16 protein-coding genes and 2 pseudogenes are annotated in these 17334 nt (G+C 68.8%); 12 read left to right on the plus strand and 6 right to left on the minus strand.

The features are described from left to right. The first annotated feature begins 15 nt into the window (after window positions 1-15). The 5 genes from A5789_RS06265 to hisG all read left to right on the plus strand — a co-directional run bounded on the left by A5789_RS06265 (window position 16) and on the right by hisG (window position 4741). Window positions 16-825, plus strand: a complete 810-nt coding sequence (locus A5789_RS06265) for a class I SAM-dependent methyltransferase (protein ID WP_197039966.1) — start codon at window positions 16-18, stop codon at window positions 823-825. Then, window positions 822-2636: a choline/carnitine O-acyltransferase gene (locus A5789_RS06270; protein WP_064901897.1), complete on the plus strand. Its 1815-nt coding sequence runs from the start codon at window positions 822-824 to the stop codon at window positions 2634-2636. The genes A5789_RS06265 and A5789_RS06270 overlap by 4 nt, the downstream gene beginning before the upstream one ends. 218 nt (window positions 2637-2854) lie before the next feature. Then, complete coding sequence (locus A5789_RS06275) at window positions 2855-3448, plus strand: GNAT family N-acetyltransferase (protein ID WP_227462891.1); 594 nt, start codon at window positions 2855-2857, stop codon at window positions 3446-3448. An 85-nt stretch (window positions 3449-3533) separates the two neighbouring features. Then, a complete protein-coding gene (locus A5789_RS06280; protein WP_030518144.1) occupies window positions 3534-3797 on the plus strand; it encodes a phosphoribosyl-ATP diphosphatase in 264 nt (87 codons plus the stop codon). 92 nt (window positions 3798-3889) lie between these two features. Beyond that, window positions 3890-4741 carry an ATP phosphoribosyltransferase gene (gene hisG / locus A5789_RS06285; RefSeq protein ID WP_064901898.1) on the plus strand — a complete coding sequence of 284 codons (852 nt, stop codon included), beginning with the start codon at window positions 3890-3892 and terminating at the stop codon, window positions 4739-4741. Window positions 4742-4762: 21 nt separating this feature from the next. Here the strand turns inward: hisG and A5789_RS06290 are convergent, their stop codons facing one another. Further along, the gene (locus A5789_RS06290; RefSeq protein WP_064901899.1) at window positions 4763-5626 is read right to left on the minus strand and encodes a RecB family exonuclease; all 864 of its coding nucleotides are present in this window, start codon (window positions 5624-5626) and stop codon (window positions 4763-4765) included. Between the two features lie 83 nt (window positions 5627-5709). On the opposite strand from A5789_RS06290, the gene A5789_RS06295 reads away from it, so the two are divergent. Beyond that, window positions 5710-6543, plus strand: a complete 834-nt coding sequence (locus tag A5789_RS06295; protein WP_064901900.1) for a tRNA (adenine-N1)-methyltransferase — start codon at window positions 5710-5712, stop codon at window positions 6541-6543. Window positions 6544-6583: 40 nt separating this feature from the next. On the opposite strand, the gene A5789_RS06300 is transcribed toward A5789_RS06295, so the two are convergent. After that, on the minus strand, window positions 6584-7024 hold the full coding sequence (locus A5789_RS06300) for a nuclear transport factor 2 family protein (protein ID WP_227462892.1): 441 nt from the start codon (window positions 7022-7024) through the stop codon (window positions 6584-6586). 348 nt (window positions 7025-7372) lie between these two features. Here A5789_RS06300 and arc point away from each other — a divergent pair, with 348 nt between their 5' ends. Then, window positions 7373-9133 carry a proteasome ATPase gene (gene arc / locus A5789_RS06305; RefSeq protein WP_063015441.1) on the plus strand — a complete coding sequence of 587 codons (1761 nt, stop codon included), beginning with the start codon at window positions 7373-7375 and terminating at the stop codon, window positions 9131-9133. 63 nt (window positions 9134-9196) lie between these two features. Here arc and A5789_RS06310 read toward each other — a convergent pair whose 3' ends face one another. Continuing rightward, on the minus strand, window positions 9197-9850 hold the full coding sequence (locus A5789_RS06310; protein WP_324193184.1) for a peptidylprolyl isomerase: 654 nt from the start codon (window positions 9848-9850) through the stop codon (window positions 9197-9199). Between the two features lie 198 nt (window positions 9851-10048). Between A5789_RS06310 and A5789_RS06315 the strand changes: the two genes are divergently transcribed. Then, on the plus strand, window positions 10049-10729 hold the full coding sequence (locus A5789_RS06315) for a TIGR00266 family protein (protein ID WP_030518137.1): 681 nt from the start codon (window positions 10049-10051) through the stop codon (window positions 10727-10729). Here the strand turns inward: A5789_RS06315 and A5789_RS06320 are convergent. Beyond that, a complete protein-coding gene (locus A5789_RS06320) occupies window positions 10726-11253 on the minus strand; it encodes an NUDIX domain-containing protein (protein WP_064901901.1) in 528 nt (175 codons plus the stop codon). The two genes, A5789_RS06315 and A5789_RS06320, sit on opposite strands and share 4 nt — an antisense overlap. Before the next feature lie 106 nt (window positions 11254-11359). Here A5789_RS06320 and A5789_RS06325 point away from each other — a divergent pair, with 106 nt between their 5' ends. The 4 genes from A5789_RS06325 (at window position 11360) to A5789_RS06340 (ending at window position 15290) form a co-directional block, all read left to right on the plus strand. Further along, window positions 11360-12109: a LamB/YcsF family protein gene (locus tag A5789_RS06325; RefSeq protein WP_064901902.1), complete on the plus strand. Its 750-nt coding sequence runs from the start codon at window positions 11360-11362 to the stop codon at window positions 12107-12109. Next, window positions 12106-12738: an allophanate hydrolase subunit 1 gene (locus A5789_RS06330; protein ID WP_063015444.1), complete on the plus strand. Its 633-nt coding sequence runs from the start codon at window positions 12106-12108 to the stop codon at window positions 12736-12738. The genes A5789_RS06325 and A5789_RS06330 overlap by 4 nt, the downstream gene beginning before the upstream one ends. Window positions 12739-12755: 17 nt before the next feature. Then, complete coding sequence (locus A5789_RS06335; RefSeq protein WP_064901903.1) at window positions 12756-13616, plus strand: biotin-dependent carboxyltransferase family protein; 861 nt, start codon at window positions 12756-12758, stop codon at window positions 13614-13616. 129 nt (window positions 13617-13745) lie between these two features. After that, window positions 13746-15290, plus strand: a complete 1545-nt coding sequence (locus tag A5789_RS06340) for a glycosyltransferase family 39 protein (protein WP_227462893.1) — start codon at window positions 13746-13748, stop codon at window positions 15288-15290. Window positions 15291-15305: 15 nt separating this feature from the next. Here the strand turns inward: A5789_RS06340 and A5789_RS06345 are convergent. Further along, window positions 15306-16647, minus strand: a pseudogene (locus A5789_RS06345) (FAD-dependent monooxygenase). A gap of 52 nt (window positions 16648-16699) precedes the next feature. Beyond that, window positions 16700-17309, minus strand: a pseudogene (locus tag A5789_RS06350) (TetR family transcriptional regulator). Window positions 17310-17334: the final 25 nt, after the last annotated feature.

Genomic DNA, 17334 nt, shown 5'->3' on the forward strand with positions numbered 1-17334 from the left:
TCAGGAGGATCGCCCGTGACGGTTTCGATGCACAGCACCGGAAAAGCTTCGTTCGACGACATCTACGACCGCCCCGATCCGAGCGCCTACTGCCGCCGGATGGCCGAATTGGACTACTGCATACCGGAATTGGCCAAACCCGCCTTCCTGGAACTGTTCGCCGACTACGAGGCGCGCACCGGCACCGTGCCGACCGTCCTGGACCTGGGGTGCTCCTACGGGGTGAACGCGGCGCTGCTGCGCTTCGGGACCACCGTGGCCGATCTGGCCGAGCACTACGGTGACGCCGATACCGCCACCTGTATCGCCCGCGACCGCGCCCGCCTGGTCGCCGACGACCGGCTGCCCCAGATCCGCTTCATCGGTATGGACGCCTCCGCGCCGGCGTTGGACTACGCGGCGGCCACCGGACTGCTGCACGAGACCGTCCACGCCGATCTGGAGGCGGGCGATCCCACCGAGGCACAGCGCAAGATCATCGGCTCGGCCGATCTGGTGATCTCCACGGGCTGCGTCGGTTACGTCACCGGCCGCACCCTCACACGGGTGGCTCGCGCGCACGGCACCCGGCTACCGTGGATGGCACACTTCGTGCTGCGGATGTATGCCTTCGAACCGATCGCGCGCGAACTCGCCGCCCTGGGGTACCGGACCGAGCGCCGTCCCGGCACCTTCCGGCAGCGCCGTTTCGCCTCCGCCGCCGAACAGCAACAGGTACTGAATACGCTGACCGCCAACGGAATAGATCCGACCGGCTACGAATCCGACGGCTGGCTGCACGCCGAACTCTACATATCCACACCGACCCCCGAGGACCGCCCGTGACCGACCGTACCTTCGCCTTCGACGATCAGCTGCCGCGCGTGCCGCTGCCCACGCTCGACGACAGCTGCGCGCGTTTCCTGCAGTGGTCGCGGCCGCTGCTGTCGGAGGACGAATTCGCCGATACCGAGCGCGCCGTGGCCGATCTGCTGCGCGCCGACGGTCCGGCCCGGATCCTGCACGCCGATCTGGAGCGGTTCGACCGCACCCCCGGTGTCGGCAGCTGGCTCGACGAGTTCTGGCCCTCGCGCTATCTGGGCCGTCGCGACCGGATCGCGGTCAACGCCAACTTCTTCTTCCTGTTCCGCAACGACACGCCACTGGCGCAGTCCACCTCGGACCAGCAGGCCGATCGCGCCGCCGCGCTGATCACCGCCGCGGTGAACTACAAACTGCTGCTCGATCGGGAGGAGATCCCGCCGGTCGTGCAACGCGGAGCGCACTTTTCGATGGCGCAGAACAAATTCCTGTTCTCCGAGACCAGGATTCCCGGCGATCCGCAGGACAGCGTGCGCGTGCCCTACAGCGATGAATGGCCGGGCCCGTCGCAGGCGCGCCACATCGTGGTCTTCCACCACGGCGCCATGTTCCGGATGGAGGTCATCGGCGCCGGCGGGGCGCCGCATGCCCCGGAGGACCTCGCCGACGGTCTGCGGGCCGTGCTCAAGGCGGCGCCCGATCAGCTGCCCGTCGACTCCTCGGCCGGACATCTCACCACCATGGCGCGGGCCGAATGGGCCGGCGTGCGGGGCCGTCTGCTGGAAGATCCGGTGAACGCGGCGGCGCTGGAGGCGATCGAAACCGCACTGTTCTGCGTCTGCCTCGACGATGTGACCCCCGCCGATCAACTCGCGGCCAGTGACCAGCTGCTGCACGGCGACAGCGGTAGCCGGTGGTTCGACAAGGCGGTCTCGCTGATCGTCTTCGCCGACGGCAGCGCCGGTATCAACGTCGAACACTGCGGACTCGACGGCACCACCATCCTGTCGTTCGTCGACCGGCTGCTCGAGGCTCCGGCCGCCGAGCATGCCGCGCAGTCGGGGGCGCAGCCCCAGGGGCTGCCCTCGGTGGAGCCGATCGAATTTCGGCTCGACGATCGGTTGCGCGGTGAGATCTCCTCGGCCGCAGCCGCATTCGCGCAGTTCGTCGCAGATAACGCGACGACCACGGTGTCGTTCGACCATTTCGGCACGGCCCGCGCCAAGGAGCTCGGCATCTCGCCGGACGCCTTCGCGCAGCTGAGCTATCAGCTCGCCCATCAGCGCAGCAAGGGAATGATCGGGGCCACCTACGAATCGATCGCGACCCGGCAGTATCGCAACGGCCGCACCGAGGCCATGCGCGTGGTGACCCCGCAGATCCTGGAATTCGTTGCCGCCATGGACGATTCGTCGGCCGATGCGGCGACGAAGCTGGCCGCCGCCCGCGCGGCCGCGACCGCCCATGTGGAGCGCGCCAAGCAATGCCAGCGCGGCGAGGCGCCGGAACAGCATCTCTGGGAGCTGCAGTGGGTGCAGCGCCGGCGAGGCGCCGAACTGGGCGCTACGGAGCCGATGCCCTTCTTCGACAGCCCGGGCTGGATCATCACCCGCGACGACTATCTGAGTACGAGCTCGGCGCCTTCGGCGAATATCGAATACTTCGGTTTCGGCTGCACCAGCCAGAAGTGCATCGGCATCGCCTACGTCCTGCTGCCGGATCGCTGGAACATCTACCTCGCGACGCCGAAATCGGTTGCGGAGCAGATGTATCGGTTCGCCGACGAACTGCGGACCGCGGTGTCGGAACTGGAGGAATTGCTCGCCTCCGCCTGATCGGGGACTGCGCCCGAGCCGACCGACACCCGAACCGGGAGACAGGCGGCTCGGGTGCCGGTCGTATCGGGGGGATGGTCGCGGCAAATTGCTGTCGCGCGAGACTGTCTCGGTCACAACGGGTTTCGGTCCACAGGTGCCGTCACCGGAGCGCAGGCTCCGTGCGGAGCGGTCTCGATCCGTGGTGGGCATGCACCCGGATTGCTAGCCTCGTTCCCGTGGTCGACTCGGTGATGCCGCGGTTCGCCTGGCGCCAGGTGACACCGGCGGATTTCGCGCTGCTCGGGCATTGGCTGGCCCAACCGCATGTGCGGCGATGGTGGCATCACGACTTCGACGCCGCATCCGTCGAACGCGATTTCGGGCCGGCCGCGCGCGGGGAGGTGGCCGCCGAAGATCTGCTCGTCAGTGCCGACGGCGAACCCGTCGGGCTGGTGCAGCGTATTCGCTGGGCGGACTGGCCCGAGTATGTGGAGCAGGTGCGGCCGATACTCGACGTGCCCGGCGAGGCCGTGTCACTGGACTACCTGATCGGCGAGCCGGGGCGGGTCGGCCGCGGCCTGGGTTCGGCGATGCTGCGCGCGGTCGTCGCGGCGAGCTGGGCCGACTATCCGCGCGCCGACTGCATCGTCATTCCCGTCGCCGCCGCGAACCGGGCATCCTGGCGGGCGCTGGAGAAGGCCGGTCTGCACCGGGTCGCGGAAGGGGAGCTGCCGCCGGACAACCCGATCGACGACGGATGGCATTACATCTATCGCATCGACCGCCCGCTCGAGGCGCCGGCAGCACCGCCGCCGGGTGCCGGACGGTGATCGCGCGCACACCGGCGGCAACCGCGGCGCCCCCGCCGATAACCGATTGCGGGACATATGCGGTCGTCTGAAAGAATGGCGTCCCGTGAAGACTTTCGAAACCCTGTTCGCCGAGCTGCAGGATCGTGCGGCCAACCGTCCGGAAGGTTCCGCAACCGTGGCGGCATTGGACGCCGGGGTCCATGCGCAGGGCAAGAAGGTGATCGAAGAGGCCGGTGAGGTGTGGATCGCCGCCGAACACGAGACCGACGAACAGCTGGCCGAAGAGATCTCCCAGCTCCTGTACTGGGTGCAGGTGCTGATGGTGGGCCGCGGTCTGCGGCTCGAGGACGTGTACCGACATCTGTGACGGGTGAGACCCGGGCCGCCACGGCTACCGGGCGAAACGGTTCGACCGCTCCCTGACACCTTTGTCCGCCACCCGTCCCGAAAGGACATCCCATGCTTCGCGTCGCAGTCCCCAACAAAGGCGCACTTTCCGAATCGGCCGTGGAAATTCTCACCGAGGCCGGTTACCGCAAGCGCAGCGATTCGCGCGACCTGTCGGTGATCGACAACGCCAACCAGGTCGAATTCTTCTTCCTCCGCCCGAAGGACATCGCCATCTACGTCGGGTCGGGTCGCCTCGACCTCGGCATCACCGGCCGCGATCTGGCCCTGGATTCCGGCGCCCCGGTGCAGGAACGCCTCGGCCTGGGTTTCGGCCGCTCCACCTTCCGCTACGCAGCCCCCGCCGGACGGGAATGGAAGGTCGAAGACCTCTACGACAAGCGGATCGCCACCAGCTACCCGAATCTGGTGCTGCGGGATCTGCAGCGCCGGGGGATCGAGGCCGAGGTGATCCGCCTCGACGGCGCGGTGGAGATCTCCATCCAGCTCGGGGTCGCCGACGCCATCGCGGACGTGGTCGGCTCCGGGCGCACCCTGCGTCAGCACGATCTGGTCGCCTTCGGCGATTCGCTGTGTGATTCGGAGGCCGTGCTGATCGAGGCCACCGGCTCCGATCACAGCGACAAGGCCCGCAACCAGCTCATCGCGCGGGTGCAGGGTGTGGTCTTCGCCCAGCAGTACCTGATGCTCGATTACGACTGCCCCAAGGATCTGCTCGACCGGGCCGCCGCGATCACGCCTGGTCTGGAGTCGCCGACCGTCTCGCCGCTGACCGATCCCGACTGGGTCGCCGTGCGCGCGCTGGTGCCGCGTAATCAGGGCAACGACGTGATGGATCAGCTCGCCGACCTCGGCGCCAAGGCGATTCTGGCTACCGATATTCGTTCCTGCCGCGCCTTCTGACCTCGCTCGACGGCGCCGCGGTCATGGATGCGGCACCGTCGCGGCAGCGTCGTCCGGCCAGCCCGGATACGGCGGCGGGGTACCGCCGTAGGCCGGGCACAGCGGGCGGTACTCGCAGAATTTGCAGCCCCACCCCGGCCGCGGCGGGAAATCTCCCTCGCGGCCGACGGTGGTGATCGCCGCCCACAGCGCCGACACGATGCGCTCGAACCGGACGAGTTCGTCCGCGTCCGGCGCATAGGTCAGGATCTGCCCGTCGCGCAGATACAGCAGCCGCAGCTGGGCCGGGGCCACCCCCCGGGTGCGGTACATGATCAGCGCATAGAACTTCAGCTGGAACAGCGCCTTCTGCTCGGCATCCGGTGCGGGAACGCGCCCGGTCTTGTAGTCGACGACCCGCAACCGGCCGTCCGGCGCGATATCGATGCGGTCGACATATCCGCGCAGCGGCGAGCCGTCCGCCAGCCGGACCTCCACCAGCGATTCACAGGATTCCGGGTCGAATCCGGTGGGGTTCTCGAGGTGATAGTAGTCGCGGACCAGGCGGCTCACCTCGTCGAGAAACGGTGGGAGACCGCCCTGTTCGAGCACCACCTCGATCTCGGGGCGATCTGCCAGCAAACGCTGCCAGGCCGGTTCCACCAGCGCCGCGGCCCGCTCCGGAACGCGTTCACCACTGGGTAGCCCGTACAGCGATTCCAGCACCGCGTGCACCACCGTTCCGCGTACGGCGTCGCGTCCGGGTGTTTCCGGAATGCGGTCGATCGCGCGTAATCGGTATTTGAGCGGACATTGTTTGAAATCGATTGCCCGCGAGGGCGACAACGCCGGCCCGCGGGAAACGGCCGGTAATTCGGGCGGGGTCGCCGTCGGTGGTGCGGACATACCTGGCAGGCTATCGGCGGGTACCGACACATTCCGCGGCGCGATACCGCCGCCGGAAATGACGCGCAGGAGAACGGAGATTCATGACGGCCAGACGGACCGGCCCATTCACCACGGGGGACCGGGTGCAGCTGACCGATGCCAAGGGCAGGCAACACACCGTCGTCCTGGAGCCGGGCAAGGAGTTCCACACCCACAAGGGACCGATCCGCCACGACGAGCTGATCGGCGCCGACGAGGGCTCTGTGGTCCAATCCGCCAACGGCACACCGTATCTCGCGCTGCGGCCACTGCTGGTCGACTACGTGCTCTCGATGCCGCGCGGTGCGGCGGTGATCTATCCCAAGGACGCCGCTCAGATCGTGCACGAGGGTGATGTGTTCCCCGGTGCGCGGGTGCTCGAGGCCGGCGCCGGATCGGGCGCGCTGACCTGTTCGCTGCTGCGCGCGGTCGGGCCGAGCGGCAGTGTGCGCTCCTATGAGATCCGCGAGGACCATGCCGAGCACGCCGTCCGCAATGTCGAGCGATTCTTCGGCGAACGCCCGGACAACTGGACGCTGACCCTGGGCGACGTCGCCGACTACGACGGCGAGCAGGTCGACCGGGTGGTGTTGGACATGCTCAAACCGTGGGACGCGCTGCCCGCGGTATCGCGTGCGCTGATCCCCGGCGGGGTCCTGATCGTCTACGTCGCCACCGTCACGCAGCTGTCGGAAATCGTGGAGGCGCTGCGTCAGCAACAGTGCTGGACCGAGCCGCGGTCCTGGGAGTCGCTGGTGCGGCCGTGGCATGTGGTCGGCCTGGCGGTCCGTCCCGAGCATCGTATGCAGGGGCATACGGCCTTCCTGGTGAGCGCCCGGCGCCTCGCCGACGGTGTGGTGGCGCCCAAGCCGCAGCGGCGGCCCTCCAAGGGCTGAGCGAGCGGCTGAGGCCTTCCTCTCTCGGGCCGTGCGGCGCTCAGGGCTGGCAGGGCGCCATACCCATCGCCAGGATCTGGCAGGCGGAGGCGTCGGACAGCTGCCAGCCGGCCGCCGAGTGCTGCCAGGTCATCGGCATCGGGCCGGCCGGGCCGTGCGGCGAGGTGATGGTGACCTGGCCGGTGGCCTGATCGCCCTCGGTCTTGACATCGGCGACGGTGAAGGTGATGGTGCCGTAGTTGGCCAGGCCCTTGGTCATGGTGTCGATGTTGGCGGCTCGTTTACCCCCTCCGACCACCAGCTTCTCCTTCTCGGCGGTCGGCTTGGCCGGATCCACGAAGCCGTTGAGGGTGGTCTGCAGTTCCTCGGCGGTGGGGGCGGGCGCGGCGGCGGCGCTCGTGGCGGCGGCTGCGGCCGAGGTGGCCGTCGTGGTGCCCGTCGGCGTGGAGTCCTGGGAATTGTCGGACCCGCATGCTGTCATAGCGGTAACGGCGAGCGCGGTAAAGGCGGTAGCCGTGGCAAGGCGGAACCCGGCAAGATGCATCCAGGAGCGACGCAGACCGGAAACACCGGCGGTCCGCGTGGCGTTGCTCCCGGTGCGGGTACTGCCACCGAAGGGAGTAGCGCTGTGGCGGGTAGGAAGGAGCATCGACTAGACCTTTCGGTTCGGTCCGGCGAAATCGCTCGCCGAATGCAGGTTAGGGCAGGCTAACATGGTTGCCCGGGCTGGTACCGCAGCTGAGATGTGATCACGACGAAACCATGTCGGAAAGCGAGAACGGTTCGCGCCCGGTAGCGTTGATAGACCGGGACTGGGAGGAGCAGCATCATGAGCCCCATCGAGAATTCGGATTCGGCGGCCTGGAGAGAACTCGAGGTGGTACGCGCCGAGGCGGCTGCACTCCGTAGGCAACTCGCCGACTCGCCGGATCGTTCAAGGGAATTGGAAGCTCGTATCGATTCGCTGACGATTCGCAACACCAAACTGATGGACACCCTCAAGGAGGCCCGTCAGCAGTTGGTGGCGCTGCGTGAGGAGGTCGACCGGCTGGGCCAGCCGCCCAGCGGCTACGGCGTGCTGATCGGTGTGTACGAGGACCAGACGGTCGACGTGTTCACTTCCGGACGCAAGATGCGCCTGACGTGCTCGCCGAACATCGACACCTCCGAATTGCACTACGGACAGACCGTGCGTCTGAACGAGGCGCTCACGGTGGTCGAGGCCGGCACCTTCGACCGGACCGGTGAGATCGGCACCCTGCGCGAGGTCCTCGACGACGGCCGCCGCGCCCTGGTCGTGGGCCACGCCGACGAGGAACGCGTGGTCTGGCTGTCGGGCCCGCTGTCGGCGCTGGTCGACGCGGACGACGTCGAAGATCCCAACGCGCCCGTGCGGCGGCTGCGGCCGGGTGACTCGCTGCTGGTCGACACCAAGGCCGGATTCGCGTTCGAGCGCATTCCCAAGGCCGAGGTCGAGGATCTGGTGCTCGAAGAGGTGCCCGATGTCGGTTACGAGGACATCGGTGGCCTGGGCCGCCAGATCGAGCAGATCCGCGACGCGGTGGAGCTGCCGTTCCTGCACAAGGATCTGTTCCGCGAATACGCGCTGCGCCCGCCCAAGGGCGTGCTGCTCTACGGTCCGCCGGGCTGCGGTAAGACGCTGATCGCCAAGGCGGTCGCCAACTCGCTGGCGAAGAAGATCGCCGAGGCGCGTGGTGAGGACGCCAAGGAGGCCAAGTCCTTCTTCCTCAACATCAAGGGTCCCGAGCTGCTGAACAAGTTCGTGGGCGAGACCGAGCGCCACATCCGGATCATCTTCCAGCGGGCTCGTGAGAAGGCCTCCGAAGGCACCCCGGTGATCGTGTTCTTCGACGAGATGGACTCGATCTTCCGCACTCGTGGTTCGGGTGTGTCCTCGGATGTGGAGACCACGGTCGTGCCGCAGCTGCTGTCGGAGATCGACGGCGTGGAGGGCCTGGAGAACGTCATCGTGATCGGCGCGTCCAACCGCGAGGACATGATCGACCCCGCGATCCTGCGGCCCGGCCGTCTGGACGTCAAGATCAAGATCGAGCGTCCGGATGCCGAAGCGGCACAGGACATCTTCTCCAAGTACCTCACCGAGGAACTGCCGCTGCACGCCGACGACATCGCCGAATTCGCCGGCGATCGCTCCAAGTGCGTCAAGGCGATGATCGAGCGGGTCGTGGACCGGATGTACGCCGAGAGCGAGGACAACCGCTTCCTCGAGGTCACCTACGCCAACGGTGACAAGGAGGTCCTGTACTTCAAGGACTTCAACTCCGGCGCCATGATCCAGAACATCGTGGATCGTTCCAAGAAGTACGCGATCAAATCGGTGCTCGAGACCGGCAATCCCGGTCTGCGCATCCAGCACCTGTTCGATTCGATAGTCGACGAGTTCTCCGAGAACGAGGACCTGCCCAACACCACCAATCCGGATGACTGGGCACGTATTTCGGGTAAGAAGGGCGAACGGATCGTCTACATCCGGACGCTGGTTACCGGTAAGAACGCTTCGGCGAGCCGGGCGATCGATACCGAATCCAATACGGGTCAGTACCTCTAGGAGTACCGCACACACACGAAGGCCGCGCTCGCATCGCGAGCGCGGCCTTCGCCGTATCCGGTGTCAGCGCCGGGCAGTGGCCACCGAGTCGAGCACAATATCGGTGGCCGGTGCGCCGTCGCCGGATCCGTCCTTCACGCCACCCGCGGCGATGTTCTGCAGCACGTCCATCCCGCCGGTGATCCGGCCGAAGGGGGTGTAGCTGGGCGGCAGTTTGCTGTCGGAGTAGACCAGGAAGAACTGGCTTCCGTTGGTGTTCGGGCCGGAGTTGGCCATGGCGACCGTTCCCGCCGGGTAGGTCGCCCCGACCAGGTTCTCGTCGCCGAACCGGTAGCCGGGACCGCCGGTGCCGGTTCCGGTCGGGTCACCGCACTGCAGCACGAAGATGCCCTCGGTGGTCAGGCGGTGGCAGCGGGTGTGGTCGAAGTACTGCTCGCCGGCGAGGAAGGCGAACGAGTTGACCGTATGCGTGGCCCGCGCGGCGTCGAGGGCGACGGTGATGGTTCCGCAGTTGGTTTCCAGCGTCGCCGTGTATCCGGCGTTGGGGTCGATGGTCACCGCGGGTTCGGCCGGCCACTGCTTGCCGTTGGGCTGGGCGTCGCCGGGGGTCATGCAGCCGGGTGCCTGGGTGTGCAGTGGCAGCGGGGCAGCCACGGCAGGGGTGCCGCCGGCCAGCAGTGCGATCGCCGCACCCGCCGCCGCCAGGCCGCTGCGCACCGGCAATCTGCGCGATCTGCGGTCGCGTCGGGCGGAGTGGTCGAGATCGGACTGCGAGTGTGGGACATCGATATGCACCGGGGCGGGCCTCCGAGATTCGTCTCGTGATGGGTTCGGTCGCCCGGCATCATCGCATGCCCGACCGCCGGGTGCGGGTGAATGGGACATCCCGGTCCCGGCGCTGCTAACGTCGCGGCCATGCAGGTGGTGTTGCGGCATAATCCGTCGTCCACGGTGGCACGGTGTTTTCTCGCCGGCGGGGAGCCGTTGCGTGCGGAAACCGGTGCGATGGTGGCCCATTCGGCCGGGGTGAGCCTGGCCGCGAAGGCCGAGGGCGGATTTCTGGCTGGGCTGAAGCGTTCCGTGCTGGCCGGTGAGTCGTTCTTCGTGTCCACGTTCACCGCGCCGCCACAGGGCGGCTGGGTCGATGTGGCGCCGGCGCTGCCCGGGGACATGCTGGCGCTGCCGATCGCGCCCGATCGCCCGTACTTCATCAGCCGCGGCGGCTGGATCGCCAATTCCCATGGCGTGCAAGTGGAAGCGAAATGGGGCGGTTTCGCGAACATGTTCGGCGGCGAGGGCGGATTCGGCCTGCGTGCCCAGGGGCAGGGCGAGGTCGTGCTCGGCGTCTTCGGCGCGATCGACGTGATCGATCTGCAGCCGGGGGAGTCGGTGACCATCGACTGCGGCCATGTGGTGGCTTACGACCTGGCGTTGAAATTCGGTATCCGCCGGGCGGTTTCGGGTCGTTCGCTGCAGTCGATCACTTCCGGCGAAGGTCTGGTGTTCGACTTCACCGGTCCGGGCCGGGTGCTGCTGCAGACCCGCAACCCCGGCGCGTTCGCGGCCTGGGCCGGCGCGGTCACCTCGTCCGGCTAGGTCCGATTGCGCGGATGCAGCAGTTCGTCGATCAGGACCCGGGTGTCGGGGACGAACGGCCAGCCGGGATCGCTCAGGTGCTCCCACAGCTGCGTGTCGGTCCACCACCAGCCCGCGGCGATCTCCTCGGGCTGGACGGTGATCGGCCCGTCGGAGCGAATCTCGTAGGCGAACAGGTGGCACCGCATCGGGCGGCCCGCCCAGCTGCCGTCCCAGGACACCCGGGCCAGCGGCCGCGGTCCGCTTGGCGCGGCAACGATTCCCAATTCCTCGCCCAGCTCGCGCGCCGCCGCGGCGGCGGGATCCTCGCCGGGGGCCAGCACCCCGCCGGCCAGGCAGTCGTGCATTCCGGCGAACACCATCTTCGTATCGGTACGCCGATGGACGTAGATGCGCCGCCCGTCGAGCGATCGCACCAGCACGCCGGCACTGGCATGCCACAATCCTTCGGCATACACCTCGGCGCGTTCGGCGCTGCCGGTCTCGTTGCCGCGGCCGTCGTAGACGGCGATCACCTCACCCATTCCCGCCAGCCTAGGCGGTGAGTGCGGGAGAATGCGCCCACGGTGGCGTATCGGCGACGGGCGCCGACGATGGTGGTAGGACAACGGCGAGGCGAGGTGATACTCCGTGGTGATCGATCTGAACAGCGATCTCGGGGAGGGGTTCGGTGCGTACACGATGAGCGACGACGCGGCGCTGCTCGACGTCGTGACCAGCGCCAATATCGCCTGCGGCTTCCATGGCGGGGATCCGCTGATCATGCGGCGCACGTGTGATCTCGCGGTCGCGCACGGGGTGCGGATCGGCGCGCACATCTCCTATCGCGACCTTGCCGGATTCGGCCGCCGCGAGATGATGGTGTCCCCGGCCGAGCTGACCGCGGAATCCATCTATCAGATCGGCGCGCTCGACGGCTTCGCCCGGGCGGCCGGTGACCGGGTGCGCTATGTGAAACCCCATGGCGCGCTGTATCACTCGGCGGCATCCGATCCGGCGGCGGCCGAGGCGGTGGTCGCGGCGTTGCTCGCCTTCGAGGAGTTGAGCCTGCTCGGCCCCGCCGATTCCGAACTGGCACGCGCGGCGGAGGCGGCCGGAATCCCGTTCCACGCGGAAGGTTTCGCCGACCGGGCCTATACGCCCGAGGGCAGGCTGGTGCCGCGCGGGCGAGCCGGTGCGGTGCTGGCCGCGGAGGCGGCGCTCGGGCAGGCGGTGTCGATCGCCGTGGACGGGCACGCGCACACGGTGGCCGGTGAGCAGGTGCGGGTCGAGGTGCGCAGCCTCTGCGTCCACGGCGATTCGCCCGATGCCGTCCGGATGGCGCGCTCGATCCGGCAGTCGCTGCTGGACAAGGGCGTCGAACTGCGGAGTTTCACATGAGCGCGGTGACCGTGCGGCCCGCGGGAGACCGCGCGCTGCTGCTCGAACCGGCCGACGCCGCCCAGCTGCCGCTGCTACTCGACCACCTGCGGCGGGCGCCGATCGACGGCGTGGCCGACCTCCTGCCCGCCGCCCGGACCGTCCTGCTCACACTGTGTCCCGGCATCGACCCCGCGGCGATCGAATCACGCGTGCGCGCACTGGATCTCGCATCGGACGCCGATTCCGACAGTGCCGCCGCGGCGGATGTGGTCACCGTTCCGGTGCGCTACGACGGCCCCGACCTCGCCGACGCCGCCGAACTTCTCGGCATCACACCCGGGCAACTGGTCGAACGGCACACCGATGCCCAGTGGCGGTGCGCGTTCATCGGTTTCGCGCCCGGCTTCGGCTATCTGCACGCGCCCGACGCCGGACTGTCGGTGCCGCGCCGCTCGCAGGCCCGGACCGTCGTTCCGGCGGGGTCGGTCGCCCTGGCGGGTGGATACAGCGCCGTCTATCCGCGCAGTTCGCCGGGCGGCTGGCAGATCATCGGCCGTAGCGACGTGGTCCTCTGGGACGTGGCGCGGCCCGAACCGGCGCTGTTGCGCGCGGGTACCCGGGTCCGGTTCGAGGCGGTGGATCGGTGAGATCCTCGGCGGCGCGGATGCGGGTGCTCGAACCGGGCGCGCTGAGCACCGTGCAGGATCTCGGCCGGCCCGGCTGGTTCCATGCCGGGGTCGGGGTCTCCGGGGCCGTGGACCGGCGGGCGCTGCGGCTGGCGAACCGCCTGGTGGGCAATGCCGAATCGGCGGCGGCCATCGAATGCGTGCTGGGCGGGCTGAGCGTGGAATTCGACGCCCCGGCGGTGGTGAGCATCACCGGAGCGCCGGTGCCGATCAACGTCGGCGTCCGGCCCGAACCCCCGGCGTCGGTGCTGTTCGTCGCGGCCGGGCAGCGGGTGCGGATCGGCATGGCCGAGGCGGGCCTGCGCTGCTATCTGGCAGTGCGCGGCGGGATCGTGGTGGAGCCGGTTCTCGGATCGCGCAGCCGCGACACCATGGCGGGTTTGGGTCCGGAACCGTTGCGCCGAGGCGACACCCTGCCGGTCGGCGCCCCGCCGCGCGGCTGGCCGACGGTCGAGATGGCTCCCGTCGCGCCGCTCACCCAGGGGACGCTGCGGGTGCGCGTGGGGCTCGGGCCGCGCGCGGACTGGTTCCACAATCCCGCCGATCTGTTCACCGGCGCCTGGGCGGTCTCTACCGACACCGACCGGATCGGTGTGCGCCTGGACCGCCACGGTGACGCCCCACCGCTGCGGCGGGCGAACGATGCCGAATTGCCCACCGAGGGAATGGCTTTGGGTGCGATTCAAGTGCCACCGGCGGGTCGCCCGGTGGTGCTGCTGGCCGACCGGCCGATCACCGGCGGCTATCCCGTGGTGGGCACCGTGATCGACGCCGATGTCGATCTGCTCGGCCAGGCCCGTCCCGGCCAATTGATCGAATTCCGTTCCTGGCAGCCCTGATCCGCCGTGGGGATGGGTCGGCATACCTCTCGAGGCTGACCGCGGATCGGTCTGCGGGGCGACTCCGCCGCGGCCGGAAACCGATACGTTCGCAGACGTCCCCACGAAATCCGCTACAGGAGTGTGCCGGTGACCGATGTGTGCGAGTCCGACACCGACGCGCGCGGTGCGACCGAATCGGCCGCGATTCCACCGCTCGCGTGGCCGGTGGTCGCGCCGATCGCCGCCCTCGGCGCGGCGGCGCTGCTGTTCGCGGCCTCGAGGTACGGATATTTCGGCGACGAACTCTACTTCCTCGCCGCCGGTCGCCGGTTGAGCTGGGGTTACGCCGATCAGGGCCCGATGCTGCCGCTGCTGGCCCGGATGATGGACACGCTCGTTCCCGGCTCCTATCCGGCGTTGCGGCTGCCCGCGGTGCTGATCACGGTCGCGGCGGTCGCGTTGTGCGCCATGATCACTCGCGAGTTCGGTGGCGGGCGCACCGCGCAGGCACTGGCCGCCCTCGCCTACGCGTGCTCGCCGTTTCTGCTGCTGCAGGGGTCGATGCTGACCACCAACACCGTCGATACCGCACTGTGGGTGCTGATCACCTGGCTGGTGGTGCGGTGGGTGCGGACCCGCCGCGACGGCCTGCTGCTGATCGCCGGTCTCGTGACGGCGGTGGACCTGCAGGTGAAATGGCTGATTCCCTTCTTCTGGATCGCACTGGCCGTGAGCTGTGCGGTCTTCGGTCCCCGCGAGTTGCTGCGCCGGCCGCTGCTGTGGGCAGGTGCCGGAGTCACCGTGCTGTCTGCGGTGCCGCAGGTGATCTGGCAGGTAAGTCACGGCTGGCCGCAACTGGCGATGGGCGCGGAGATCGCATCCGAACAGGCGATCCTCGGCGGCCGGCTGCTGTTCGTGCCGATCTCGCTGATCCTGGCCGGCGTTCTCGGCGTCCCGGTGCTGCTGGGCGGGCTGTGGGCGCTGCTGCGCTGGAAACCGTTGCGGCCGTATCGTTTTCTGGGCGCCACCCTGATTCTGGTCGACCTCGTCTTCCTCGTCACCGGCGGCCGGGTGTACTACCCGGCCGGGATGTACGGGGTGGTGCTCGCGGCGGGCGCCGTCGCGGTGGTGCACTGGATGCGAGCGCGGGCGGCGGTCGGCCGCCGGATCGCCGGTGTCGCGACCGCGGTCGTGACGATTGCGGCGGTGGCCACGATCGTGAGCTCGCTGCCGTGGCGTCCGGCCGCGGCGGTCGAGCCACCCCGAGACGATGTCTCGGCGGCGATAGCGATCGGCACCTACGGGCAATTCGGCTGGCCGGAACTCACCGCGGCGGTCACGACGGCCTATCGCGGGCTCCCACCCGCGCGCCGGGACCGCGCTGTCGTCGTCACCGACACCTACTGGCAGGCGAGCGCCCTCGACCACCTCGGCCGCGCGGAGCTGCCGCCGATCTACAGTCCCAGTCGCGGCTTCGGCTACTTCGGCGCCCCGCCCGACAGTGCCGAGACGGCGTTGATCGTCGGTGGCGAGGAGGCGGACATGCGCGGCCGGTGCACCTCACTCACCCCGGTCGGCAGGGTCGACACCCGGCTCGGATTCGTCGGCAACACCCGCGATGTCACGATCTTCGACTGCACCGGCCCGACGCAGCCGTGGTCGCGGATGTGGCCGGAGTGGAGGCACCTGTGATTTCGGTGCGCCACCTCACTGCGCGTGCGACAGCACCGGTGCTGCGCCGAACCACCGGGTGAGCGCCCGATGCAGACCGTCGGCACTCGCGTCGTCGGCGGCCCATGCGACGTACCCGTCGGTGCGCCAGCAGCATCGCCGCCGGCGTGCTCGCGATGTCGGGTCCGGACGCGGTGTCGACGGACCGGTTCGATTCCGTGAGCGTGATTGCGCCGGAAACGATTTCGATACGGTCCCGCCATTCCTCCGCTACGGCGGCCGCTACGCCCGTCCCGTCGATCAGCAGCGGCCGTGCGGTGTGCAGCAGGTCGGCGATCCGCATGCGAGTGCCGTCCGTGGTGACCGAGAAGTCGGGGGCCAGTCGTCCGGACAGGTGATGGTCGTCGCCGACGTCGTAACGGGTGTCGGACCCGGCCAGTAGCTCGGCGAGGTGGGCGGCGACCGCCGGGATCCGTACCAGTTCCGCGACGAGGTCGCGCAATCCGGAGATTTCGGGTCCCGGTGCGATCAGCGCGCTCTGTGCCAGGCTGTGCATCATCACGCGCTCGGCCACCGGGTGGCGTTCGCTCTCGTAGGTGTCCAGCAGTCCGGCCGGTGCCCAGCCGTTGATCTCCGCCGCCAGCTTCCAGCCCAGATTGATCGCATCCTGCAGTCCGAGGTTCAGCCCCGGGCCACCCATCGCGGAGTGTACGTGCGCGGAATCTCCGAGGAGCAGCACCCGACCCGCGCGATAACGCTCCGCCAGCCGGATGCCGCCGTCGGGTGTTCGCAGCCCGTCCGGAACGGTGGCATGGCCGAATCGCGTGACGCGGTCGGCCACCGTGCAGCCGGGAAAATCGATTCCGGCCAGCTTGCGCACCGCACTCTTCCCGCCGTCCGCGGCGACCAGATAGCGGGCCCGGATGCGGTAGTCCCCGTCGGGACCGTCGACGGTCGCGATTACCTGGTCGCGGTGGGATTCGAGATCGTGCAGGCGGTGTCCCCAGCGGACAGCCACACCCAGCTCCCGCGCGCGGGCGGCGAGCAGCGCGACCAGTCGCGGTTGTGGAATCGGCAGGGCGTACAACGGGTTGTCCGCGAATTCCGCCAAGTCCAGCGGCAGCCCGCTGAACGAGTAGCGCGGAAGCGGTGGCGGGATCGCCGGAGCATCGTCACCTGCGGCGGGGCGGTACAAGCCGCGCATATCCATCAGCCGCACCACCTGCCCGACGAGGCCGTTGGCCTTGGGTTCGGTGCTGGGTGCGGGCAGCTCTTCCAGGACGGTCGCTGTGACGCCGCCCAGTGCGAGTTCACAGGCCAGCATCAGTCCGTTCGGTCCGGCACCGGAAATCAGTACCTCACAGATGTTTTCGGGCATGACAAATCAACCCCTTTGTGGGATAGGCGGTTTCGAGGGAAGGGTGGAGAAGTCAGTTGGGTTCGGGCAGGCCGGCGGCGACCAGTTCCAGTGCCTGCCGCGTCAGCGCGGTGATCGAGACCGGGGGATCACACCGGGGGTAGACCTCGATCGCCGCCACCAGTGCCCCGAACGCGGCTTCGGTGACCAGCCGTGGGTAGAGCGTGCCGGGGTCGGTGCCGGTGCGTTCGGCGACCGCCTCGGTGAAGGCGTCGGTGGTGGTGCAGGTCAGTGCTGCCTGCGTTTCGGGGCTGGCGACGAGCTTGCGAACCTCGGCCAGCCGGTCGCGCGGCGGCGGATCGGCATCGAGGCCGTCGACCCGCAACGGCTCCAGCATCGCCTCGGTGATCGCGGCCCACAGCGGCGCACCGGCCGGCCGTGCCCGCAACAGTTCGATCCCTCGGCAAATCCGGTCGATCTGCCGGTACGCCAGTGCCTCGTATTTGTTGGCGAAGTAGTTGGTGAACGTCCGCACCGAGACCCCCGCGCGGGCGGCGATGTCCTCGCGCCAGCACCTGGTCCAGGCCGCGTTCGAACATCAGCTCGAGTGCGGCATCGCTGAGCGCGCGCCGCGTATCGAGCTTTTTGCGTTCCCGCAGCCCGAGGGCCGGCTCCGTGGTCATGCACTCAGTCGCGATCAGGCCGGCG

The organism is Nocardia sp. 852002-51101_SCH5132738 (assembly GCF_001665695.1).
In the GTDB taxonomy this organism is placed as follows: Bacteria; Actinomycetota; Actinomycetes; order Mycobacteriales; family Mycobacteriaceae; genus Nocardia; species Nocardia nova.

Bases quoted from the DNA above. Each gene is read 5' to 3' on its own strand.
- hisG (WP_064901898.1), top strand. From the start codon at position 3,890: ATGCTTCGCGTCGCAGTCCCCAACAAAGGCGCACTTTCCGAATCGGCC.
- A5789_RS06290 (WP_064901899.1), bottom strand. From the start codon at position 5,626: ATGTCCGCACCACCGACGGCGACCCCGCCCGAATTACCGGCCGTTTCC.
- A5789_RS06295 (WP_064901900.1), top strand. From the start codon at position 5,710: ATGACGGCCAGACGGACCGGCCCATTCACCACGGGGGACCGGGTGCAG.
- A5789_RS06300 (WP_227462892.1), bottom strand. From the start codon at position 7,024: ATGACAGCATGCGGGTCCGACAATTCCCAGGACTCCACGCCGACGGGC.
- arc (WP_063015441.1), top strand. From the start codon at position 7,373: ATGAGCCCCATCGAGAATTCGGATTCGGCGGCCTGGAGAGAACTCGAG.
- A5789_RS06315 (WP_030518137.1), top strand. From the start codon at position 10,049: ATGCAGGTGGTGTTGCGGCATAATCCGTCGTCCACGGTGGCACGGTGT.
- A5789_RS06320 (WP_064901901.1), bottom strand. From the start codon at position 11,253: ATGGGTGAGGTGATCGCCGTCTACGACGGCCGCGGCAACGAGACCGGC.
- A5789_RS06330 (WP_063015444.1), top strand. From the start codon at position 12,106: ATGAGCGCGGTGACCGTGCGGCCCGCGGGAGACCGCGCGCTGCTGCTC.
- A5789_RS06335 (WP_064901903.1), top strand. From the start codon at position 12,756: ATGCGGGTGCTCGAACCGGGCGCGCTGAGCACCGTGCAGGATCTCGGC.